Origin of the sequence: Gordonia effusa NBRC 100432 (assembly GCF_000241305.1) — a bacterium.
GTDB classification, from domain to species: domain Bacteria; phylum Actinomycetota; class Actinomycetes; order Mycobacteriales; family Mycobacteriaceae; genus Gordonia; species Gordonia effusa.
The window spans coordinates 1-23,250 of record NZ_BAEH01000061.1; the positions used below are offsets into that span (position 1 = coordinate 1).

Here is a 23,250-nt window from a genome sequence, read left to right on the forward strand (position 1 = left end):
GACCTGGTTAAGGTCGACATTTTGTTGCAAGGTGAGGCAGTCGATGCGTTCAGCGCGATCGTGCACCGTGACGCCGCCTACGGCTATGGCAACAAGATGGCGACCAAACTCAAAGAACTCATTCCGCGTCAACAGTTCGAGGTGCCCATCCAGGCCGCCATCGGGTCGAAAATCATTGCGCGCGAAAACATTCGAGCGATCCGCAAGGACGTGCTGGCCAAGTGCTACGGCGGCGATATCAGCCGTAAGCGCAAACTGCTGGAGAAGCAGAAGGAAGGCAAGAAGCGCATGAAGACGATCGGCCGCGTCGAAGTGCCCCAGGATGCCTTCGTCGCCGCCCTGAGTTCTGATGCGGTCGGCGATAAGCCGAAGGGAAAGTAACGCAATGCCGCAGGCCAATTCCGTACTCGCCGAGTCTGATCTGCCCTATGGGTTGCCAGATTTCGCAGTGATCTCCGACGGCGATTTCCTGCCCGCATTCGACGCCGCGATGGCCGCTCACCTAGCTGAGGTGGCGACCATCGCGGATAACGCCGAGCCGGCAACTTTCGCCAATACGATTGAGGCACTGGAACGTTCGGGTCAGGATCTGGGCCGGCGTGCCCACATCTTCTTCAATCTCGTAGGGCCCGACACCAATCCCCAGCGTAACGAGATCGCACAAGAACTTTCGACGAAACTTGCCGAGCACTACAGCACGATTACGTTGAATGCCAATCTATTTGGCCGCATCGATCAGTTGTATCGCGAGATAGCCGACGACGATCTCGCCGAAGATCAGCAGCGCCTGCTCAGTAAGTATTACCGCGACGCGATCCGTGCCGGCGCGGGCCAGGACGCCGCCGGCCAGCAGCAGATGCGCGAAATATCCTCGCGTTTGGCCTATCTCACCAATCAGGTGGGACAGTTCATCCTCGACGACACCAACGCGTCGGCGGTTGCCTTCGACGACGCCGCCGCGCTCGAAGGGCTCGGTGCCGGCGAGGTCGCCGCCGCTGCCCGCGCGGCCGCCGATGCCGGACAAGACGGTTACCTGGTTGCCCTGGAGCTGCCGAGCAGTCAGGCGGCGGTTGCGTCCCTGGTGAATCCCGATGCGCGGCAGCGAGTTTTCGACGCTTCGGTGAGTCGATGCGCGCGTGACAACGAGAACAACACCGCTGCGGCGATCCGTGAGATTGTCGAATTGCGGGCCCGGCGTGCCGAACTGCTCGGTTACGCCAACCACGCCGAATACACCATCGCCGAAGAGACCGCGCCGGACGCCGAAGCTGTGTTCGCATTGCTTGCTCAGCTCTCGAAGGCCGCGGTAGAAGCGGGGGAGCGAGAACTCACCCGGTTGGCCGATCTTGCCGGAACCGACCTCGCCGCGTCCGACGTCACCTACTGGCTGGCGAAGGCGCAACAGGCGGATTCGGCTGTGCCACTGGATGATTTCGCGGCCTACTGCGAACTGGACACCGTTCTGCACGACGGCGTGTTCTTCGCGGCCGGCCAGCTGTACGGCCTGAGCTTCCAGGCACGCCCCGATTTGCGCGCCTACCATCCCGACGTTCGGGTGTGGGAAGTCTTCGACGAGTCCGGTGCGGGCATCGGCCTGTATCTCGGTGACTATTTCGCGCGGCCGTCCAAGCGCGGCGGTGCGTGGATGAACAGCATCGTCGATCAGTCGAAACTGTTGGGGCAGTTACCAGTTGTGGTGAATGTCCTCAATGTGCCCAAACCCGCCGACGGGCAGCCGGCACTGCTATCGACCGATCAACTCACGACACTGTTTCACGAGTTCGGCCATGCCCTGCATGGTCTTCTGTCGGCGGTGCGATACCCCTCGCAATCGGGAACGTCGGTGCCACGCGATTTCGTCGAGTTCCCCTCGCAGGTCAACGAAATGTGGGCCCTGCATCCCGAGGTGCTCGCGAATTACGCGCGCCATCACGCCACCGGAGCGCCAATCCCGACCGAACTGGCCGATGCTGCCCGCGCCGCGGCGCAGACCGAGAGTGCGCATTCGACTATCGAATACTTAGCCGCCGCGGTGCTTGACCTCGCCTGGCATCGGCTTTCCGTCGCGCAGGCGACCAGTGAGGCAGTCGCGGATTTGGCCGCGTTTGAACGAGCCGCATTGGCCGATGCGGGACTGGGTGGTGAGTTGATCCCGCCGCGATACCGCACCGCGTACTTCAACCACATCTTCGCCGGCGGGTATTCGGCCGGCTACTACAGCTACATCTGGTCCGAAGTGCTCGATGCGGAGACCGAGCAGTGGTTTCTCGCGTCGGGCGGCTTGCGTCGCGAAAGCGGGCGGGTCTTCGCCGATCTGACGTTGAGCCGCGGCTCCAGCGTCGAACCGATCGCCAGTCACCAGCGGTTGCTGGGGCGTCCGGCGGGTATCGAACCACTTTTACTCAGGCGGGGGCTGACCGCATGACGATGGCAGATTGGTCTTTTAATCACCTTGAACGAAAGTTCCCGGCAGGGCGGAGGCGGGCGTGAAAGGCTTCGTGACGTGGTGGGATAGCGTCGAAGAATGGTTAACAGCGCTATCTTTTGTGCCGCAGTTGCTGGTTACCCTCGCGGTGGTAATCCCTCTCGCGATTGTCGCGGCAATTGTACTGAATTGGCTGGTCAACGTGGTTTCTCGGATCTTTGACCGCCGTAGATTTGCTGACGACGACGGATCGGGTTTGTGAAGATGATCAAGTCACGGGTAACGATCGCTCTCATCGCATTAGTCGCTCTTGTACTCCTCGCCTGGTTTCTGACGAGATAGCACAACGGGCGGCATCCGACCAGCCCCGGATAGTCAGCGGGCTTTTCGACGATGTCGCGCGCCTGTTTGGTTGTTAGCGTTTCTGCGCTACGAGTTCATCGCGAATGGTGGACTCGACGACAAACCACAACAGATGGAGGTCCGAACGTGAAGCACATCGCAGGTGTTTCCGCGGTCGTCAGGGCAGTGTCACTGCTCTGCGTCGCGGTCCTGGGAGTGGGGGTGATCAGTGCTTGCGGCGGTGGCTCCACCGATGAACCGGGCGGGGTCGATATCTCCAGTGGCTCGCGCCACCTCAACCTCGTCGCCTATGCCGTACCCAAGCCAGGCTTTGACGTGATCATCCCGGCGTTCCGGAAGACCGAGACAGGCCGCGATATCGGTTTCTCGCAGTCCTACGGTGCCTCGGGCGATCAGTCGCGCAAGGTCGCGCGCCGGGTACCAGCCGACGTCGTCAACTTCTCGGTCGAGCCGGACATCACCCGTCTGGTCAAAGAGGGGGTTGTCGACGAGAACTGGAAGAAGCAAGCCCCGAACAACAGCACGCCGTTCGGTTCAGTTGTGGCACTTGTGGTTCGCGAGGGTAATCCTAAGAACATTCATACCTGGGACGATCTTCTGAAGCCGGGCGTCGAGGTGGTGACCCCCAACCCGGGTAGCTCGGGTTCGGCGAAATGGAACCTGTTGGCGCCCTACGCGGCGAAGAGTCAGGGCGGCGTGGATGACAAGGCCGGGTTGGACTATGTCTCGAAACTGGTGCGCGATCACATTCGCGTGCAACCGAAGTCAGGTCGAGAAGCGACCACCGCGTTCGAGCAAGGGCAGGGCGATGTCCTGATCAGCTACGAGAACGAGGCGATCATGCTCAAGCGCAACAACGCGGTCGCAGCTGAGAACTCCAAGGTCGACTATGTGATTCCCGACGAGACCTTCAAAATCGAGAACCCGGTCGCCGTGGTGAACACCAGTGACGACGTGGCCGGCGCCAAAGCATTCGTCGACTTCCTCTTCACCGACGAGGCGCAGCGTCTGTGGGCTCAGCAGGGATTCCGGCCAGTCACGCAGTCGATCATCGATGAGACGAAGGGGTCGTTCCCGGGCGAGATCCGAAAGCTTTGGACCATAAAGGAATTGGGCAAAGTTCTCGGCGAGGGCACGGCCGCCGACAATGACGGCAAGGATCTGACCGGCTGGAAAGCGGTGGACTCCAAACTCTTTGGCCAGAAGGGTGCGATCACCAAGATCTATGCCAAGGGAGGGAAGAAATGACGACTCAGGCACAGACGGCTCCGGACAAGCCGAAGCCGTCGGACTCCACCGACCGGTTCCGGCCACGGACGTTCCGCGGTGTCAGTCCACTTGGTATCGGCGTCGCAGGCCTATGGCTGAGCATTATCGTGCTTCTTCCGCTGGCCGCGATCGCCGTGCAGGCATTCGGGTCGGGCTGGAGTGGTTTCTGGGATGCGATTTCCGCCGATGCCGCGGTCGACGCGTTGGTCGTGACCGTCGAGGTATCCATCGTAGTCGCGTTGATCAACGTGGTCTTCGGAACGTTGATCGCATGGGTTCTGGTACGAGATGACTTCTGGGGCAAGGGATTTGTTAACGCGATCATCGACCTGCCATTCGCGTTGCCGACGATCGTCGCCAGCCTCGTGCTGCTATCGCTCTACGGTCCCAACAGCCCGGTCGATATTCAGCTCAACGCCACCAAGCCCGCGTTGGTCATCGCCCTGACATTCGTCACGTTGCCATTCGTGGTGCGGCAGGTACAGCCGGTGCTCATCGAACTCGACACCGACGTCGAGGAGGCGGCGGCCGTTCTAGGGGCGTCTAACTGGACCATCTGGTGGAAGATTGTCGTTCCGGCTCTACTGCCTTCGATTCTCACCGGTGCCGGCCTCGCCTTCACCCGTGCGATCGGCGAATTCGGTTCAGTCGTTCTCATCGGCGGCAACATTCCAGGAAAGACGCAAGTCGCATCGCAGTACATCCAGCAGCAGATCGAGATCGACGAGCCGGTGGACGCGGCGGCCATCTCGGTGGTCCTGCTGCTCATCGCCTTCATCGTGCTGCTGGTGCTGCGCGTCGCGGGCCGTCGCCAGACGCGTCGAGAGGAGCAGTGACATGAAAGTCTCACCGCTGTCGAAATATCTGCTGCGCGGTATTGCGCTGCTCTATCTGTTGGTCCTGCTGGTAGTGCCCGTCGGCGTCATTTTCTGGCGTTCGTTCGAGCATGGTCTGGGCCAGTTCTGGGATTGGATCACCACACCGGCCGCGATCGCCGCGCTTCAGCTATCGCTGATCATCGTGGTTATCGTTGTGCCGCTGAACGTCGTGTTCGGTGTAACGACCGCGCTGGCCCTGGCTCGGGGCAAATTCCCGGGCAAGGGAATCTTGCAGGCGGTCGTCGACCTACCGTTTGCCGTTTCCCCGGTCGTCGTCGGCGTCGCGCTGATCGCGCTGTGGGGGTATGGCGGCTGGTTCGGCGGAGTGGAGAATCTGGGTTTCCGAATCATCTTCGGATTCCCCGGCTTGGTATTGGCCACGCTCTTCGTGACTCTGCCGTTCGTCGTTCGTGAGGTGGAGCCGGTGCTCCGCGAGATCGGCACCGAACAGGAACAGGCAGCCGCGACCCTGGGTGCCAATGCGCGCCAGACGTTCTGGCGAATCACCCTGCCAGCCATCAAATGGGGCCTGACCTATGGCGTGGTGCTGACGGTCGCGCGCGCACTCGGTGAATACGGCGCGGTGACAATGGTGTCGTCGAACTATCCGGGCATTTCCCAGACGCTGACACTGTTGGTGTCCTCGCGGTACACCGACGACTACAACGAGTTTGGTGCGTATGCGGCTGCGACGTTGCTGATGTTCGTGGCCGTACTGGTACTGGTCGCGATGACCTACGTCGAGCACCGCGGTAAGCAGCGTCTTGCCGACGCGAGCAGTTCCTATGTCGGCTCGGATGAGGCCGACGAGGCCGACGAAGCTCCCACCCTCGAATCGCTGCCCGTGGCGAAGCACGGCAAGAACCCGAACGTGAAAGAAGGCGTGTAGATGTCTATTTCAGTAACCGACGCGAATAAGAAATACGGCGACTTCGCCGCGCTGGACAATGTCTCCATCGATATCCCGGAGGGGTCGCTGACCTCGTTGCTTGGGCCGTCCGGTTCAGGCAAGTCGACGCTATTGCGTTCGATCGCGGGTCTTGACTCACTGGATTCGGGCAGCATCAAGATCAATGGAAAGGATGTGACCAACGCGTCGCCGCAGCAACGCGACATCGGCTTCGTGTTCCAGCACTATGCCGCGTTCAAACATCTCAACGTGCGCGATAACGTCGCGTTCGGCCTGAAGATCCGTAAGAAGCCGAAAGCGGAGATCGACGCCAAGGTGGACGAGCTGCTCAATATCGTTGGGCTGACTGGTTTTCAGCGCCGGTTCCCGGCGCAACTGTCGGGTGGCCAGCGTCAGCGCATGGCTCTGGCTCGGGCACTCGCGGTTGATCCGAAGGTGCTGCTGCTCGACGAGCCGTTCGGCGCACTTGATGCGAAGGTGCGTGAGGATCTGCGAAAGTGGTTGCGGCGCTTGCATGACGAGGTGCATGTGACCACTGTGCTGGTGACTCACGACCAGCAGGAAGCGCTCGACGTCTCCGATCGGATCGCGGTCCTCAACAAGGGACGTATCGAACAGATCGGTGCACCCGACGACCTCTACGATCGTCCATCCAATGCGTTCGTCGCGTCATTCCTCGGGTCAACGGTGCGGGTGAACGGAGAGCTGGTGCGCCCGCATGACATTCGTTTGGGACGCAACCCGGAACTCGCTTGGCCGTCGATCGATGCCGAGTTGGACACCGGCATCATCAAGGCGACAGTTCAGCGGGTCGTTCATCTCGGATTTGAGACCCGCGTCGATCTGGTCGCTACCGCGACCGGGGAGGAATTCCTCGCACAGGTGACGCGCGGTGACGCGAATGCTCTGAATCTCAGTGCGGGAGAAGAAGTCTACGCCCGCGCGACGAAGGTGCCGGCTATCAGCGAATAGTCGTCTTCGCACAACGCTAGTCGGTCCGTACCACACACGATCTATGGTGGTACGGACCGATTTCGTTGTACGGACCGGCAAGGAGTGGCATGCCAACCAATTTCGACATCAAGTCGCACCGCAAGGATCTGTACGCGCCGAAGAGGGGAGTATTCAGCGTCGTCGATGTGCCATCGCTGAGTTTCGTGATGGTCGACGGCGCGGGCGATCCCAATGTGTCACCGGAGTATGCGGCTGCCATCGAGGCGCTGTACACCGTCTCCTACGGCGCACGCGGGATCGCCAAGAAAGAACTCGACCGAGTCCACACGGTAGGTCCGCTTGAGGGGCTCTGGGATGCCGACGACATGTCGACCTTCACCACCCGTGACAAGAGTGCGTGGAAGTGGACGATGATGATCGTTCAACCGGAATGGATCACCGCCCAGATTGTCGAGCGAGCCATTGACGGTGCTGTCCAAAAAGGGTTTGCCGCAGCCCATCTCGCGCGTTTCGAGGAGTACACCGAAGGGCGGAGCGTGCAGACCCTGCACATCGGTTCCTTCGATGACGAGGGGCCGACCCTGGCGCGCATGCACGATGAGTTCATCCCGGACAACGGATTGACTATGACCGGACGTCATCACGAGATCTATCTGTCAGATGCTCGGCGGGTGGAGCCGGCGAAGTTGAAAACGATTCTGCGCCAACCGGTTACCGACGGTTAGGTCCATCAGCCGATAGCGAGCCGCGACGTCCGCAGTCCACTGAAGTAGTCGGTGGCGCCGTTACTCATTCGACTACGTCGAATCGCGACGAGCGGCGCAGTGCCGTCGGTGGCGATGAGATCGACGCCGTCGGGCAGTGCCGCGGCCAGTCGGTTCACCAATCGGCTCGGACGCCGCCCGCCGACTCCGACGATCACCGTACTCGCCGCGTTGTCGATGGCGGCGTCGCGTAGAGCGTGTACTGGGTCGGCGAAAACCGTTTGGGTGACAACGCCTTTCAGTCCGCAATCCCAGGCGACTTCGCGGCTTCGGCGGAGCGCTTCGTCGATAATCGCTGACTCGCTCAGTTGATACGCGTCGGCCTTGAGAACGTCGAAGTCGGAGTCGCGTCGGCGGGTGTCCCTCGCGCGTGCCGGCTTCACGGCGCACAGCAATACGGCCGCCGGTACGGGACCGACCAACGTCGGAGCCGACGCCACCGCCCGTAGTGATGCAGCAGAACCGGTGCAGCCCAAGATGATTGGTCCAGAACGCGCGACCCGATCGAGGTGTTGCCATTCGCGCCAACGTGGGTCGCGGTGACTCATTCGCTTCATGTCGTCCTCCTCGGTCGGATGATGGTCCTACCGTACATAAGAAAATGAAGTAGAGCAATAAGAAATAAAAGCTTCTACTCTAAAAACATCTTGGAGGCGTACCATGTGAGGATGACCAGGCGTAGTTATGACCAGTTTTGCGGTTTGTCCCGCGCCCTCGACATCGTTGGCGAGCGGTGGACACTGCTGATCGTTCGCGAATTGATGTCGGGGCCGAAGCGATACTCCGATCTCGCCGGGACGCTCGTCGGGATCGGGACTAGCCTGCTCGCGAATCGGTTGAAGCAACTGGATGCGGACGGCATCCTCACCCGGCGATATGTCGGGCCGCCTGTCGCATCGACGGTGTACGAACTCACTGACGTCGGCCAAGAATTGGCCAATTCCCTTGCGCCGCTGGCAATCTGGGGTGTTCGGCATCAGATCTCGGCTGGCCCCGACGATCACGAGACGTATCACGTCGAATGGACGTTGTTATTCTTGTCGCGAATGCTGCGGCCGGCCGAGCTGAGCGAGAATTACTCGTATGAAGTCCGCGTCGGTGATGACGCCGCATGGCTCACTATTCGCGATGGCATCGCGTCCGTGGCCGTCAACGGGGTCGACGGCGCCGATGCTGTGGTTACCACCGACCCTGAGACGATGGCGGCGATATCCGGCGGGCGCGTAGCTATCGGCGATGCGATCGGTGACGGACGAGTGACGGTCGAGGGCAATCCGGATGCCTTGGCGTTCCTGCTGCCGGTGTTAGAAGGAGTGCAGGAGCGAATCACGGCCAGGCTGTGAGCTGGTCCCGGAGGAATGGCTGACTCCTCGGAGCGCAGTCCGGTAGTTCGACGTCACGGCGTCGATCAGTGCTCGATGCTCACCGATCGGTGCGGCGACGAGAGAGTCGGGGCGGTAGGCGAGTACCTTGCCGATGACGCGTTCGGTGAGCAGGCCGGCCGACAGAAAGTATGGGCTCAACACGATTCGGTCCACCCTAGCGTCTTCCAAACGGCTTACGGCGCTGCGCAATTCTTTGTCGTGTTCGCCGGGCTTGGTGGCGAACACCACCTCGACGGGTACTTTCAGCCGCTCACTCAGTTCTGCCGCACGACGTCGCGCTTGGGCATCCGATCCGGCGTCAGACGAGCCCACGGCGCACATCAGCACCCCGTCGTTGGAGCGGAGACCGGCCTCGGCGAGGCGACTGAGGAGCGCGGGTACCAATGAAGTGTCACCGACGACCGGAGTTTGGCTGGTGCGCAACGAAATTCGTTGCCTGGTGGCCGCGGACAGGATCGCCGGCAGATCGAACCGGCTGTGATAACCGTCGCCGAGTAGCAGCGGAACCACAACCACATCATCTGTTCGCGGTCCGAGGGTGGCGAGCGCATCGCCGACCAGCGGTGCGTTGAGATCGAGATAACTCAACTCCACCGCGACGCCGGGTAATTCGCCGGCGACCGCGTCGCGGATCTGCTCGGCGGTCACGACGAATCTGTCGTCGCGACTACCGTGCGCCACCAGCAGCAGAGCCGGGCGAACCATCTTGCTCATGTCAGGCAGGCTGCGCCTGGGATAGATGCAGGGGAGCTAGAGCGTCACCGACGAGACCTGCGGCCAGCGTGTTGCCACCCTGTGGGTCGATCAACAAGAAGCTGCCCGATTCGCGGCTAATCGCATAGTCGTCGGCTGCGATCGGCTCGGCGGTTTGCACGGAGATCAGTCCGATGTGGTTGAGTTCCAACGCTTCCGGACCGTCGAGCAACGCGAGATTCTGCTCGTCGAACAGCGCGTCGAGTCCACCGATGATTGCCTGGGTGGTCTTGGTGCCGTGTTTGAGTAGCACCCGTGCACCGGGGCGCAGCGGCTTGTCGGCCAACCAGCACACCGTCGCGGTGAACTGCTGAATTGGCTCGGGGGCATCGGCGACCGCGGCGATCACGTCGCCTCGCGAGATGTCGACATTGTCGTCGAGAAGAAGCGTCACACTACGGCCAGCATGTGCCGATGCCAATTGTCCATCGGCGGTATCGATTTGGGTGACTCGGGAACGCGTCCCCGACGGCAGTACGACAACCTCGTCGCCGACGGCGACGGTGCCCGCGGCGATCTGACCGGCGTAGCCGCGATAGTCGGGGAATTCCGCTGTGCGTGGCCGGATTACATACTGCACCGGGAATCGCAGCCCAAGCGGAGCGTGGTTGTGCTCGGTGACATTGGGTACCGACTCAAGATGCTCGATGAGGCTTGGGCCATCGTAATACGGGGTGTTGTCCGAACGGCTCGCGACATTGTCGCCGTGCAACGCCGACACCGGGATGGTGGTGACTTCGTCGTCGGACCAACCCAATGAGCGGGTGAGTTCGCTGAACTCCGCGACGATCTGCGCATACTTCGCTGCCGCATCGTCGACGGCATCGATCTTGTTGACCGCCAACACCAACTGAGGTACGCCGAGCAGCGCCATCACCGCTGCGTGTCGCCGTGTTTGGGAGACAACACCATTGCGGGCGTCGACAAGCAGGATGACCAACTGAGCGGTCGATGCGCCGGACACCGTATTGCGGGTGTACTGCACGTGACCGGGTGTATCGGCGAGCACGAAAGACCGTGCGGGCGTGGCGAAATACCGGTACGCCACGTCGATGGTGATGCCCTGTTCGCGTTCGGCACGCAGGCCGTCGACGAGCAGCGAGAGGTCGGGACTGTCCAATCCGCGGTCGACCGATGCCTTGGTTACCGCATCGATCTGGTCTGCCAGAACCGATTTGGTGTCATAGAGGAGGCGACCGACGAGCGTGGACTTACCGTCGTCGACGCTCCCCGCGGTCGCGATGCGGAGCAGGTCGGGGGCGTGCTTCATCAGAAGTATCCTTCACGTTTGCGGTCTTCCATAGCGGCCTCGGACACCCGGTCGTCGCCACGGGTGGCGCCCCGCTCGGTCAAGCGAGACGCGGCGACCTCGTCGAGCACGGCGTCGTTGTCGGCAGCCTCGGAAAGGATTGCGCCGGTGGTCGATCCGTCACCGACGGTGCGATAGCGGACCGAACGGGTCTCGAGCGCTTCATTTTCTCGCGGGCCACCCCATGGGCCGGGAGTCATCCACATCCCGTCGCGCGAGAACACTTCGCGCTGATGCGCGTAGTAGATCGGCGGAAGGAGCACCGACTCGCGGGCGATGTAACGCCACACGTCGAGCTCGGTCCAATTGGACAGCGGGAAGACGCGGACATGCTCGCCGGGGGCATGCCGGCCGTTGTACAGATTCCACAACTCGGGACGCTGCCGCTTCGGATCCCACTGGCCGAACGCGTTGCGCAGGGAGAAGATTCGCTCCTTGGCGCGTGAGCGCTCTTCATCGCGGCGGCCACCGCCGAACACGGCGTCGAAGCGGTTCTCGGTGATCGCGTCGAGTAGCGGAATGGTTTGTAGCGGGTTTCGGATGCCGTCGGGTCGCTCGGTGAGCCGTCCATCGGCGAGGTAGTCCTCGACCTTGGCGACATGCAGTCGCAGGTTGTGCCGCTCGACCACCTCGTCGCGGAACTGCAGCACCTCGGGGAGGTTGTGTCCGGTGTCGACGTGCAGCAGCGAAAAGGGCAGCGGTGCAGGCCAAAACGCCTTGAGTGCCACATGTAGCAGCAGAGTGGAGTCCTTGCCGCCGGAGAATAGGATTACCGGGCGTTCAAACTCACCGGCCACCTCGCGGAAGATGTGGATGGCCTCTGACTCCAGTGCGTCGAGGGTGGTGAACTCGCCGGTCACCCCGCTGTCCCGCTCGCCGGCATTGACGGTGGCTTCTTCGGTAACTGTCATGATGCGTGCAGCCCACATTCTGTCTTGGCCCGACCGGCCCAGCGGCCGCTTCGGGAATCTGAACCTGGTTCCGGTTTGACGGTGCACGGTGCACAGCCGATGGATGGATAGCCTTCGTCGACAAGAGGATTCACCAGAACCCCGTTGCTGTCGATGTAGTCCTGCATCGTCTCGTCGGACCATGCCGCGATCGGATTGATCTTCACGAGGCCGAAGGCTTCGTCGAAGGAGATGAGGGGAGCGTTGGCGCGGGTTGGCGCCTCGACTCGGCGGATGCCGGTGATCCAGGCGCTGTAGCCCGACAACGACTTCCGCAGCGGGACCACCTTGCGCAGCCGGCAGCATTCGCCGGGATCTCGCTCAAAGAGGTTGCGGCCCAACAGTTGATCCTGCTCGGCAACGGTGTTGTCCGGCGTGACGTTGACTAGTTCAACGCCGTAAACCTGCTCGACGGCGTCCCGGGTGCCGATGGTCTCGGCGAAGTGATAGCCAGTGTCGAGGAAGAGGACCTTCACCTTGCCGCCGTCGAGTGTGTCGGTCGGGATGTGCTTGACCGCGAGGTCGACCAGCACGGCGTCCTGCATATTCGACGCGACCAGAAAGTCGGTGCCGAAAGTCTCAGCGGTCCAAGCGATCAACTGCTCGGGAGTGGCGTCGGGGCCGAGTCGTGCGGCACCCTCCTCAGCGATGGCGCGCAGCTCTTCTTCGGTGCGCGTTCGTGCTGATATCTCAGTATCGGTGGTGGTCATCGCAACGCCTCCTCGTCCGCGCGCACCGTCCATTCGGCAAAGCGTTCACCGTCGTAGCGCTGGGTCGTGAAATTGCGCACCACGCGTTCGATGTAGTCGCCGAGCTCGGGGCTGGTTACCTTGTGCTGCCGCAACTTTCGGCCGAATCCGCTATCCAGGCCGAGGCTGCCACCTAGATGAACCTGAAATCCTTCGACTTGATTCCCGTCGCCGTCGTCGACCAACTGTCCCTTGAAGCCGATGTCGGCCACCTGCGACCGCGCGCAAGAGTTGGGGCATCCGTTGATGTTGATCGTGATCGGGATGTCCAGGTCGGCGTTGATATCCGCCAATCGGGCTTCGAGGTCGGGCACCAGGGCCTGCGAGCGTTTGCGGGTCTCGGCGAATGAGAGTTTGCAGAACTCGATACCCGAGCACGCCATCAGATTCTGGCGCCAATGCGACGGCCGGGCCGGTAGACCGAGTTCGTCGAGACCGGCGACCAACGCGTCGAGCTTGTCGTCGGGGACGTCAAGGATGATCAGCTTCTGATACGGCGTGAAACGGATCGCGTCCGAGCCGGCCTGCTCGGCAAGGTCGGCGACCTTGCCCAGGATGGTTCCGGAGACGCGGCCGGCGATCGGGGCGACACCGATGGCATTGAGTCCGTCGGTCTGCTTCTGGATGCCGACATGGTCGATGGGATGCTTCGGCTTGTCGACGGCGGGGCCGTCAATCAGCTTGCGGCCCAAGTATTCATCTTCGAGGACCTGGCGGAACTTCTCGATTCCCCAGTCCTTGATCAGGAATTTCAACCGGGCCTTCGCGCGCAGCCGACGATAGCCGTAGTCGCGGAAGATCGAGACCACGCCTTCCCACACGTCGGGTACCTCATCGAGCGGCACCCATACGCCGACGCGTTGAGCGAGCATCGGATTGGTTGACAGCCCGCCGCCGACCCATAGGTCCAGTCCAGGACCGTGTTCGGGATGATTGACACCGATGAACGCGACGTCGTTGATCTCGTGTACGACGTCGGGTTGACCGGAGATGGCGGTTTTGAACTTGCGCGGCAGATTCGAGTACTTCTTGTCGCCGATATAGCGCCGCACGATTTCGTCGATAGCCGGTGTCGGGTCGAGGACCTCGGTACGTGAACGGCCGGCCATCGGCGAACCCAACACCACGCGGGGGCAGTCGCCGCATGCTTCAGTGGTCTTGAGACCTACGCCTTCCAGGCGCTCCCAGATCTCTGGAACGTTCTCTACCTCGATCCAGTGGTACTGAACATTCTCGCGGTCGGAGAGGTCGGCGGTGTCGCGAGCGAACTCGGTCGAGATACCGGCGATGGTGCGCAATTGTTCGACGTTGAGTGCGCCGGCGTCGCAGCGCACGCGCATCATGAAGTACTTGGCTTCGAGGATGTCGATATTCTCGTCGCCGGTCCAGGTGCCGTCGTAGCCCTGCTCACGCTGGGTGTAGAGGCCCCACCAGCGGAAGCGGCCGCGGAGGTCGGACTTGTCGATTGAGTCGAATCCGCCCTTGGAGTAGATGTTCTCGATCCGGCCGCGGACGTTGAGCGGATTGTCGTCCTTCTTGGACTGCTCGTTGGCGTTGAGCGGCTCGCGGTAGCCGAGTTTCCACTGGCCCTCGGCACGACGCTTGGTTGGCCGAGCCTTGCGGGCCGGACGTGCCTTGGCCGGAGGTGTGTCCGGCGTGGCAGCGGCACTCACATCGGTGGTGGTCGTCATGAATTCTCTTCTCGAGTGTGCCCACGGCAGCGCAAGGCCATGTGCACGGGCTGGGTGCTGGCATCAGAGACGTTCGGGGCTGGCGTCGCGGGCTAGCGCGATCGAAGTTCAGGAGGGGCGACGAATCGCCGGAACGTCAGCTAGAGCTGACAGTTCGCGCTGCAAACACGCTTGAGATCGATGTGGCGACGTTCGGCAAGCCACACTCCTGGTGAAGTCACGTCGTCCATAGTGCCATGTGTACCTCGACGTCGTCTACTTGGGAATAGTTTTCCTCACCGTGATGGAAATGGGTCGTGGCAGCCACCCGACATCGACGTGCGGGCGCGCGGCATGATGGTCAGGTGGCAATAATCGGTACGGAGTCGTCGGTGAGCGAGCGGTCCCCGCTCGCGACGTCGGCGCACGGTGACGGTCTGGATGAGTCCGCGCGACACCGATTGTCCAGCGTCGACGCCGAGACGCCGTTCGGTCTCTACATCCACGTGCCGTTCTGTGCGACGCGCTGTGGATACTGCGATTTCAATACCTACACCGCGGGTGAACTCGGAACCGCGGCATCGCCGGCGTCGTGGCATGAGGCGATTGAACGTGAACTTGATCTCGCGGTGGCTGCGTTGTCGCCCGCGCGCGAGGTGTCGACGATCTTTGTCGGAGGTGGAACACCGTCGTTGCTGGGCGCCGATGGATTGGTCCGAGTGCTCGACGCCGTGCGGTCGCGCTTCGCGTTGGCCGACGATGCGGAGGTGACCACCGAATCCAACCCGGAGTCGACGTCGGGGGCGTTCTTCGACGAACTGCGCGCCGGCGGCTTCACCCGAGTGTCGCTGGGCATGCAGTCGGCATCGGAACGGGTGTTGCGGGTGTTGGAGCGGACTCATACGCCGGGGCGCGCGCTCGACGCCGCGCGTGAAGCGTCGGTCGCGGGCTTCGACCACATCAACCTCGACCTGATCTACGGCACGCCAGGTGAGACTGACGCCGATCTCGATGCCAGCCTCGACGCTGTCTTGTCTACTCCAATTGACCATGTCTCGGCCTACGCGCTCATCGTCGAAGATGGCACCGCATTCGCTCGTAAGGTTCGGCGCGGGGAGATACCTGCCCCCGACGACGACGTACTCGCCGAACGCTATCGCCGGATCGATGAGCGATTGTCGGGGGCCGGGTTCGGGTGGTACGAAGTCTCGAATTGGGCTCGGCTGCAAGGTAATTCGCCCGATCCGACGTCGGAGTGCCGACACAACCTGGCCTATTGGAACAGCTATGACTGGTGGGGACTGGGGCCGGGCGCGCACTCGCATGTCAACGGTGTGCGCTGGTGGAATCGCAAACACCCGGCGAGATATGCCGCCACGCTCGCCGACGGGATACTGCCGGTCGACGACCACGAGATTCTGGCCACGGACGACGCGCATACCGAGCGGGTGATGTTGTTGGCGCGCTTGCGTTCTGGATTGCCGGTGAGCGAACTCGACGTCGAGGAACGGGCGCGGGCGGCGCGGTTCGTCGACGACGGGTTGCTGGTCGAGGTCGGAGAGTCATTGGTGCTGACCGACGTCGGGCGGCTGTTGGCCGACGGTGTAGTGCGGGACATTCTGGTGGACCGCGCCTGAAAACCGCACCTACCGGACCCACCGAGGGTGAAGTGACCTCGGTGACCCGACGTCGGGCGGTTTTCGGCTACCGGGAGGGCGGCAGAGTCCACCCGCCGGTAGTGGGACGAGGAGTGCGCTGGGCTCCGACCACCGGTCGAGCCGGGGTCGGCATCTCTGATCCGTTGACCTGGTCTTCGACCGAAAGTGCGCCCGGCGACAGGTCGATGATGTCCAGGTCGAGCATCCGCGCGTGGATGATGTGCCGGTTACGCAACGCCGACCGAACCGCCCGATGCAGTCCGTCTTCCAGGTAGAGCTCGCCTTGCCAGCGGACGATATGGGAGAACAGGTCGCCGTAGAATGTGGAGTCTTCACTCAACAGTTTGTCGAGCGCCAGCACCGACGTCACCGTGGTCAATTGGTCCAGCCGAAACTGCCGCGGAGGGATCTTTGCCCAGGCTCGCCCGGAAAGTCGGTGCTCGGGATACGGTCGCCCGTCCTGCACTCCCTTGAAGATCATGAGCCGCATGCCTCTCGATTTCGACGCGAGCCGCTGCCCGACGCGCATCGCGAACATATGCTACGACGACCGCCGGGCACCACGCCCTAAGATGGATGAACGCGACCACAGTATGAGAGGTAGGACACATGTCGAGCACCGATGACCGCAGATTCGAAGTCTTGCGTGCCATCGTCACCGATTACGTCTCCACTCAGGAACCCATCGGATCCAAGGCGCTCGTCGACCGGCACCATCTGGGCGTGTCGAGCGCGACGGTCCGCAATGACATGGCTGTCCTCGAGGCCGAGGGATATATCGCGCAACCACACACGAGTTCGGGCCGCATCCCGACCGACAAGGGCTATCGACTGTTCGTGGACCGGATCAGCGAGGTCAAGCCGCTGTCGAAGGCCGAGCGTCGGGCCATCCTCTCAGTCCTCGACTCCGGTGTCGATCTCGATGATGTGCTGCGGCGGTCGGTACGACTGCTGGCGCAACTCACCCGGCAGGTCGCGATCATCCAGTACCCGGTGTTGTCACTGGCCACCGTTAGACATCTGGAGTTGGTGTCGTTGGCGCCATCGCGGCTACTGGCCGTCGTTATCACCGACTCCGGGCGGGTTGAGCAACGGATGGTTACGCTCGCCCGCGATATCACCGACAATGAGCTGGCGTCGCTGCGCGATATGTTCGCCGCGGCACTGCACGGAAAGCGCCTCGAAGAGGCCTCCGCAGCGGTGGCAGAACTCGCTAATACCGCACCGTACGATATTGGCGACGTCGTGATCCGGGTCGCCACCGTATTGGTGGAGACGCTCGTAGAGCGCGGTGACGACCGTCTCGTGTTGGGTGGGACCTCGAACCTCGCGAGGTCGGCGGCCGACTTCGCGCCGGAAGCCGGTGGCATGGATACGGTTCTGGAAGCACTCGAAGAACAAGTCGTGGTCCTCAAACTTCTCGCCACCACTCAGCGCAGCGGAATGGTGACCGTTCAAATCGGCGAGGAGACCCAGACGGAGAACCTGCGTGGTACCTCGGTGGTCTCTACCGGGTACGGTGCGTCAGGAACGGTTCTGGGGAGCGTGGGTGTGGTCGGACCCACACGCATGGACTACCCGGGAACAATCGCATCGGTCGCAGCCGTTGCGAAATACGTCGGTGAAGTGCTCGCTGAGCGCTGAGCACCCAAGCTGTGTATGTGAACTCAGAGGAATAATAGGTCAGTGGCCAAGGATTACTACGGCGTTCTGGGCGTGGCCCAGGGCGCGTCGGATCAAGAGATCAAACGTGCGTACCGCAAACTCGCCCGGGAGTTGCATCCTGACGTCAACCCCGGCGAAGAAGAGCGCTTCAAAGAAGTCAGCACCGCATATGAGGTGCTGAGCGATCCCGAGAAGCGTCGAATCGTCGACGCCGGTGGTGATCCGCTCGCGAGTGCCGGTTCCGGTGGATTCGGCGGCGGCGGTGGATTCGGCGATGTCTTCGAAGCGTTCTTCGGCGGGGGCGGCGGCGGTTTCAGCGGTGGATTCGGCGGCGGTGGTCGCGGACCGCGCAGCCGCGTGCAGCCCGGTGAGCCCGCGCTGGTGACCATGCAACTCGACCTTGACGAGTGCGCCTCCGGGGTCAACAAAGAGATCACGGTCGATACCGCGATCCTCTGCGACGTCTGCACCGGCAAGGGCACCAACGGCAAATCCAAGCCGCGAACCTGCGACACCTGCAAGGGTGCGGGCGAGATCCAGGCCGTACAGCGGTCGTTCCTCGGGCAGGTGATGACGGTTCGACAGTGCCCAACCTGCATGGGCGTCGGCGAAGTTATCCCCGATCCGTGCCACAAATGCGGCGGCGATGGCCGGGTCCGCTCACGACGCACCATGACCGTCAAGATCCCCGCGGGCATCGCTGGCGGAATGCGTGTCCGGCTGGCCGGACAGGGCGAAGTTGGGCCGGGTGGCGGGCCAGCCGGCGACCTGTACGTCGAGGTCAAGGAACGTCGCCACGACACCTTCATCCGCGATGAAGACGACCTGCACTGCACCATCAAGGTGCCGATTGCCGACGCCGCACTCGGCTCGGAAATCACCATCAACACCATCTTCGACGATCCGGTGACGGTCACCATCCCGGCCGGTACCCAGCCCGGCCAGGTTGTGCAACTGCGTGGCCAAGGGATGCCGCATCTCAACACCGGCGTACGCGGCACCCTGCATGTTCACCTCGACGTCGTGGTGCCGACAAAACTTGACGCCGCGGCAACCGACACCCTCAAACAATTCCGCGAGCAGACCATCGACGATCGGGTCGAACTCGTCAGCGCGTCGATGGCGTCGTCCGGCGCGGGCGGCGGATTGTTCTCGCGACTGCGCAACGCCTTCGCGGGCCGATAGTCGCGGGTCGAGCCGATGAGTCCGCCGCTGTTCTGGATCGACGATGTTCCCTCGGCCGGTGCGCAGACCACGCTGCGCGGTTCCGAAGGCCGACATGCGGTGACGGTCACGCGGCTACGTGCTGGTGAATCGGTGATTCTGGGCGATGGCCGCGGCGCGACAGCCCTGTGTGAAGTGACCGGGACGTCGGGTAAGGACGCGCTCGATGTGCGCGCGCTGTCGTATCGGTTCACCGATCGTTCGGGGCCACGGGTCACCGTGGTTCAGGCGTTGCCCAAGTCGGAACGTTCGGAACTTGTCGTCGAATTGGCGACCGAGGCTGGCGCCGATGCGATCGTCCCGTGGCAGGCTTCGCGGTGTGTCGCACGATGGTCGGGCGGTAAGTCAGATCATCGAGGAAAGCCGGAAAAGGGTGTCGCCAAATGGCGTGCGGCCGCGTCCGCTGCGGCGAAACAAAGCCGGCGTCCCTGGATTCCCGAAGTAGCGGACTTAGCAACGACGACCGTGGTGCGAGCGCGATGCGCGGACGCGATTGGAGCCGGCGGTCAAGTTCTCGTATTGCACGAAGACGGAGCGGTCGGCTTTGCCGGAGCGGTGCGACCGGCGGCGTCGGAGATCGTGTTGATCGTGGGACCCGAAGGGGGACTTGCGGATTCGGAGATCGCGGACTTCGCGGCGTTGGGCGCGACGACGGTCGTGCTCGGTCCGGAAGTGTTGCGCACCTCGACCGCCGCCGCGGTTGCGCTCGGTGCGCTTGGTGCTCTTACTGATCGCTGGGGCCCGGCGCGGGGCAACTGACGCCGGATCGGACCAGGGCTATGCGACGGATCAAGGTGGCGTACGGCGATGCACCGGCGCAATTTGGCCATGTCTATCTGCCAACCTGTACCCCTGCCGACTATCAGACCGTGCCGTTGGTTGTGCTCGTACACGGCGGCTACTGGTCGACCGAGTTCTCACTCACCATCGAGACCGCTATCGCGCGTAGCCTCGCCGAGCGTGGGGCCGTGGTCTGGAATGTCGAGTATCGACGTGTCGGGGATCCCGGTGGCGGGTGGCCGAATACCGGGCGTGACGTGGTCGCCGCGTTGCGCGCGCTCGACGGCCCAGTTGCCGACGCGCTGCCCGACGACGTGCGCGGTCGCGTCGCGTGGCGATCGGTATCGGTGGTCGGACATTCGGCCGGTGGCATGCTCGCGGTCTGGGCGACGGCCGAGATCGGCGCGGCCACCCGGCGGGCGGCGATCACGACGGTCATCGCGCAGTCCTCGCCGTTGGATCTGACGGTTGCTGGCGGCCACGAACGAGGATCGGTGCGCAAATTGATGGGAGTGTCCTACGACGTCGCGCCGCAGCGGTATCGGGAAGCGTCACCGGCCTGCCAGCCGGTGTGCGCGGCACATATCATCGCGATGCACGCGGGCGACGACGAGATGGTGCCTGTTTCATCGAGTCGGCATTACGTCGACACCGTTACCGCACGCGGACAATCGGCACAGTTGGTCATCGTCGAAGGTGAGCGGCATGAGGCGTTCATCCATCCCGACAGTGCCTGCGCGCGTCGCACTGTCCGATTATTGGGTTTGTAAGCACCGTTTACACTGGATAACAGCCACATACCCCCAGGAGTGATGTCATACGTGAGTGACGGCCCGACCTTGGACCCCGTCGACGACTCGTCGTCGCGCAATTCGTCAACCGCGAGTTCCCCGACTGTCAATTCCCCGGCCGTCAATTCGACCGTGGAAGTGGCTCCGGAAGCGGTATTCGGACTACTCGGTACTAGCGACATCAACCTGCGCACGCTGGAGGAGCTGTTGCCAGCCGACATCCACGTGCGGGGAAATAAGGTCACCTTGACCGGTGTGCCAGCCGACGTCGCGGCGTCGGAGCGGGTACTTGACGAACTGCTCAGTCTGATTCGCCGAGGTACCCCGTTGACGCCGGACGTGGTGCGCAACAGTGTGTCGATGCTGACCGAGGGGACCGCGGAATCACCCGCGGATGTCCTCAGCCTGGACATCATTTCCCGGCGCGGCAAGACGATTCGGCCCAAGACGCTGAACCAGAAGAAGTATGTCGATGCCATCGACAAGCACACCATCGTCTTCGGGTTAGGGCCGGCCGGTACCGGCAAGACGTACCTCGCGATGGCGAAAGCCGTTGCGGCACTTCAATCCAAGCAGGTCACTCGGATCATTCTGACCCGCCCGGCGGTGGAAGCCGGTGAGCGCCTTGGCTTTTTGCCGGGCACGCTGAGTGAGAAAATCGATCCGTATCTGCGGCCGTTGTACGACGCGCTGCACGACATGATGGATCCAGAGTCGATTCCGAAATTAATGGCGGCCGGCGTGATCGAGGTCGCACCGCTCGCATATATGCGGGGCCGGGCCCAACCAGTTTCCACAAAAGTATTGACGCCCAATGGGTTTCGCCCCATCGGTGAACTGGGCATAGGTGACTTCGTCATCGGATCGTCGGGAAAGCCGACCGAAGTCCTTGGCGTCTATCCGCAGGGTTTCAAAGAAATAGTTCGTGTGACAACTCAGGAGGGTGCGTCCACACTGTGTTCAACCGATCATCTCTGGTCGGTCTACACGCGAGACGATAGGCGGCGGGGTAAGGGGCCGCGGGTCGTGGAGACCAAGGAGATGATCGGAAATCTGCGTGCGGCGCACTATCACCGATACGAGCTGCCATTGCTCGAGAACCCAGTGGAGTTCGCCGAGCAGCCGGTGCCGTTTGATCCGTACGCTCTTGGGCTGATGCTCGGCGACGGCTGTATTGCTGGCGTTACCACGCCATCTTTCGCTACTAAGGATCCCGAGCTAGTTCACGCCCTGGAAGCGTCGGTGCCCGGAATTCGTGTTCGTCATAAGTCCGGTGTGGACTACGTGCTCAATAGGATCACTACTCCGGGCGAGGTCATCACGATCGAGAATCCGGTGACGCACGCCATGCGTGAATTGGGCTTGTGGGGTACCAAGTCGTCAACGAAATTCGTTCCACGGCAATATCTTTACAATTCCGTGCAGGTGCGGCTCGCGGTCCTGCAAGGTCTGCTGGACACCGACGGCGGGCCGGTGTCGCAGAGCGGCCGCACCTGCCGAGTGCAGTACACGACGGTGTCGGACCAACTGCGCGATGACGTCGCCTTTTTGGTGCAGTCACTTGGCGGCATCGTTTACTCCCACACGCGACTGGCCGAAGGTCGAAAGCCGGGTAATGCGCGGGGTCGCGAGGTGTACTACCGCCACGACTCGCATGTGCTCGACATCCGTCTTCCCGACGGACTCGCACCGTTCCGTCTGCGTCGCAAGGTAGACAAGTACGACGCAGACGGGGTGAAGCCACCCAAGCGCTATATCGAGTCCATTGAGGAAGTCGGTACCGAGGAAGCTGTCTGTATTCGCGTCGCCGCACACGACTCGCTCTATGTCACCGAAGATTTCTTGCTGACGCATAACACCTTGAACGACGCCTTCATCATCCTCGACGAGGCTCAGAACACCACCGGCGAACAGATGAAGATGTTCCTGACCCGCCTCGGTTTCGGTTCGAAAATCGTTGTCACCGGCGACGTTACGCAGGTTGACCTACCGGGCGGCGCTGAGAGCGGTTTGAACGCCGCGGCACGGATTCTCGAAGGTATCGACGATATCCACTTCTCGCGACTCACCAGTGCCGACGTCGTTCGGCACCGCCTGGTCGCCAACATCGTCGACGCCTATGGTCGTGCGGAAGAGTCTGCGCGCGTATCGAATTCGGGCCCGTTGCGGGGTAATCGCGCGGCGCGGCGTACGGGAGGACCGAGGAGTTCATGAGTATCGAGCTGTCTAACGAATCCGGCGTCGACGTACCGATCGATCTGGTACTCGACGCCGCGAAGTTCGCTATCGGTGCGATGGAAGTCCACCCGGGTGCCGAATTGTCGGTGATCTTCGTCGATCTCGATACGATGGCCGACCTGCATATGAAGTGGATGGACCTTCCCGGACCGACCGATGTGATGAGTTTCCCGATGGACGAGCTCACGCCCGGTGGCGGCCGGCCCGACGCGCCCGACCCAGGTCCGGCAACTCTCGGCGACATCGTACTGTGCCCGGAATTCGCTGCGGCACAGGCGAAAGAAGCCAAGCACTCGTTCGAACACGAATTGGCGGTGTTGACCGTGCACGGCGTATTGCATCTGCTCGGCTACGACCATGCCGAACCCGATGAGGAACGTGAGATGTTCGGCTTGCAGAACGACATCCTGTCGCAGTGGTACGACGACCGCCGGCGACGCGATATAGAGCGTCGTCAGTCCGACCGCGATTCTAAGTTGTTGCGCAACATCGGATTCGACGAGAGGAACTGAGTC

General features: G+C 62.3%; 22 protein-coding genes and 1 pseudogene. 16 read left to right on the forward strand and 7 right to left on the reverse strand.

Annotated elements, in window-relative coordinates; all coding sequences use genetic code 11:
• The 8 genes and pseudogenes from GOEFS_RS11080 to GOEFS_RS11115 form a co-directional block, all read left to right on the forward strand.
• A pseudogene (locus GOEFS_RS11080) lies at positions 1–381 on the forward strand (elongation factor 4); the annotation flags it as partial.
• 4 nt (positions 382–385) lie between these two features.
• A complete protein-coding gene (locus GOEFS_RS11085) occupies positions 386–2,425 on the forward strand; it encodes a M3 family metallopeptidase (protein WP_007317999.1) in 2,040 nt (679 codons plus the stop codon).
• A gap of 61 nt (positions 2,426–2,486) precedes the next feature.
• Positions 2,487–2,687 (forward strand): hypothetical protein, encoded by a 201-nt coding sequence (locus tag GOEFS_RS11090; RefSeq protein WP_007318000.1) that lies wholly within the window; start codon positions 2,487–2,489, stop codon positions 2,685–2,687.
• Positions 2,688–2,953: 266 nt separating this feature from the next.
• Positions 2,954–4,036, forward strand: coding sequence for a sulfate ABC transporter substrate-binding protein (locus GOEFS_RS11095; protein ID WP_373278201.1), 1,083 nt, complete (start codon positions 2,954–2,956; stop codon positions 4,034–4,036).
• The gene (cysT, locus tag GOEFS_RS11100; protein ID WP_007318002.1) at positions 4,033–4,893 is read left to right on the forward strand and encodes a sulfate ABC transporter permease subunit CysT; all 861 of its coding nucleotides are present in this window, start codon (positions 4,033–4,035) and stop codon (positions 4,891–4,893) included. Before GOEFS_RS11095 ends, cysT begins: the two co-directional genes overlap by 4 nt.
• Before the next feature lies 1 nt (position 4,894).
• Positions 4,895–5,824, forward strand: coding sequence for a sulfate ABC transporter permease subunit CysW (gene cysW / locus GOEFS_RS11105; protein ID WP_007318003.1), 930 nt, complete (start codon positions 4,895–4,897; stop codon positions 5,822–5,824).
• Positions 5,825–6,817 (forward strand): sulfate/molybdate ABC transporter ATP-binding protein, encoded by a 993-nt coding sequence (locus GOEFS_RS11110; RefSeq protein WP_007318004.1) that lies wholly within the window; start codon positions 5,825–5,827, stop codon positions 6,815–6,817.
• Positions 6,818–6,906: 89 nt separating this feature from the next.
• Positions 6,907–7,524: a GyrI-like domain-containing protein gene (locus tag GOEFS_RS11115; RefSeq protein WP_007318005.1), complete on the forward strand. Its 618-nt coding sequence runs from the start codon at positions 6,907–6,909 to the stop codon at positions 7,522–7,524.
• 5 nt (positions 7,525–7,529) lie between these two features.
• On the opposite strand, the gene GOEFS_RS22475 is transcribed toward GOEFS_RS11115, so the two are convergent.
• The gene (locus tag GOEFS_RS22475) at positions 7,530–8,120 is read right to left on the reverse strand and encodes a hypothetical protein (RefSeq protein ID WP_007318006.1); all 591 of its coding nucleotides are present in this window, start codon (positions 8,118–8,120) and stop codon (positions 7,530–7,532) included.
• Positions 8,121–8,231: 111 nt separating this feature from the next.
• On the opposite strand from GOEFS_RS22475, the gene GOEFS_RS11125 reads away from it, so the two are divergent.
• The gene (locus GOEFS_RS11125) at positions 8,232–8,906 is read left to right on the forward strand and encodes a winged helix-turn-helix transcriptional regulator (RefSeq protein WP_040524962.1); all 675 of its coding nucleotides are present in this window, start codon (positions 8,232–8,234) and stop codon (positions 8,904–8,906) included.
• Here the strand turns inward: GOEFS_RS11125 and GOEFS_RS11130 are convergent.
• From GOEFS_RS11130 to GOEFS_RS11150, 5 genes are read right to left on the reverse strand one after another with little or no spacing between them, the layout of a single operon-like run.
• Complete coding sequence (locus tag GOEFS_RS11130) at positions 8,868–9,662, reverse strand: sirohydrochlorin chelatase (protein WP_007318008.1); 795 nt, start codon at positions 9,660–9,662, stop codon at positions 8,868–8,870. The two genes, GOEFS_RS11125 and GOEFS_RS11130, sit on opposite strands and share 39 nt — an antisense overlap.
• Before the next feature lies 1 nt (position 9,663).
• Entirely contained in the window at positions 9,664–10,971 is a 1,308-nt protein-coding gene (locus GOEFS_RS11135; protein ID WP_007318009.1) for a sulfate adenylyltransferase subunit 1, read from the reverse strand.
• Positions 10,971–11,939 carry a sulfate adenylyltransferase subunit CysD gene (gene cysD, locus GOEFS_RS11140; RefSeq protein ID WP_170323163.1) on the reverse strand — a complete coding sequence of 323 codons (969 nt, stop codon included), beginning with the start codon at positions 11,937–11,939 and terminating at the stop codon, positions 10,971–10,973. Before cysD ends, GOEFS_RS11135 begins: the two co-directional genes overlap by 1 nt.
• The gene (locus GOEFS_RS11145; protein ID WP_007318011.1) at positions 11,918–12,670 is read right to left on the reverse strand and encodes a phosphoadenylyl-sulfate reductase; all 753 of its coding nucleotides are present in this window, start codon (positions 12,668–12,670) and stop codon (positions 11,918–11,920) included. Before GOEFS_RS11145 ends, cysD begins: the two co-directional genes overlap by 22 nt.
• A complete protein-coding gene (locus GOEFS_RS11150; RefSeq protein ID WP_007318012.1) occupies positions 12,667–14,400 on the reverse strand; it encodes a nitrite/sulfite reductase in 1,734 nt (577 codons plus the stop codon). The genes GOEFS_RS11145 and GOEFS_RS11150 overlap by 4 nt, the downstream gene beginning before the upstream one ends.
• Before the next feature lie 416 nt (positions 14,401–14,816).
• Between GOEFS_RS11150 and hemW the strand changes: the two genes are divergently transcribed.
• Positions 14,817–16,016, forward strand: a complete 1,200-nt coding sequence (gene hemW, locus GOEFS_RS11155; protein WP_040524967.1) for a radical SAM family heme chaperone HemW — start codon at positions 14,817–14,819, stop codon at positions 16,014–16,016.
• 67 nt (positions 16,017–16,083) lie between these two features.
• On the opposite strand, the gene GOEFS_RS11160 is transcribed toward hemW, so the two are convergent.
• Positions 16,084–16,518, reverse strand: a complete 435-nt coding sequence (locus tag GOEFS_RS11160) for a type II toxin-antitoxin system VapB family antitoxin (RefSeq protein WP_040524968.1) — start codon at positions 16,516–16,518, stop codon at positions 16,084–16,086.
• A 128-nt stretch (positions 16,519–16,646) separates the two neighbouring features.
• Here GOEFS_RS11160 and hrcA point away from each other — a divergent pair, with 128 nt between their 5' ends.
• From hrcA to ybeY, 6 genes are read left to right on the forward strand one after another with little or no spacing between them, the layout of a single operon-like run.
• Positions 16,647–17,681 (forward strand): heat-inducible transcriptional repressor HrcA, encoded by a 1,035-nt coding sequence (hrcA, locus tag GOEFS_RS11165; protein WP_007318015.1) that lies wholly within the window; start codon positions 16,647–16,649, stop codon positions 17,679–17,681.
• A gap of 42 nt (positions 17,682–17,723) precedes the next feature.
• Positions 17,724–18,887 carry a molecular chaperone DnaJ gene (gene dnaJ, locus GOEFS_RS11170; RefSeq protein WP_007318016.1) on the forward strand — a complete coding sequence of 388 codons (1,164 nt, stop codon included), beginning with the start codon at positions 17,724–17,726 and terminating at the stop codon, positions 18,885–18,887.
• A gap of 15 nt (positions 18,888–18,902) precedes the next feature.
• On the forward strand, positions 18,903–19,685 hold the full coding sequence (locus GOEFS_RS11175; protein ID WP_007318017.1) for a 16S rRNA (uracil(1498)-N(3))-methyltransferase: 783 nt from the start codon (positions 18,903–18,905) through the stop codon (positions 19,683–19,685).
• Positions 19,686–19,705: 20 nt separating this feature from the next.
• On the forward strand, positions 19,706–20,476 hold the full coding sequence (locus GOEFS_RS11180) for an alpha/beta hydrolase family protein (RefSeq protein WP_007318018.1): 771 nt from the start codon (positions 19,706–19,708) through the stop codon (positions 20,474–20,476).
• A 42-nt stretch (positions 20,477–20,518) separates the two neighbouring features.
• Positions 20,519–22,711, forward strand: a complete 2,193-nt coding sequence (locus tag GOEFS_RS11185) for a PhoH family protein (protein ID WP_083837302.1) — start codon at positions 20,519–20,521, stop codon at positions 22,709–22,711.
• Positions 22,708–23,247: an rRNA maturation RNase YbeY gene (ybeY, locus tag GOEFS_RS11190; protein WP_007318020.1), complete on the forward strand. Its 540-nt coding sequence runs from the start codon at positions 22,708–22,710 to the stop codon at positions 23,245–23,247. Before GOEFS_RS11185 ends, ybeY begins: the two co-directional genes overlap by 4 nt.
• Positions 23,248–23,250: the final 3 nt, after the last annotated feature.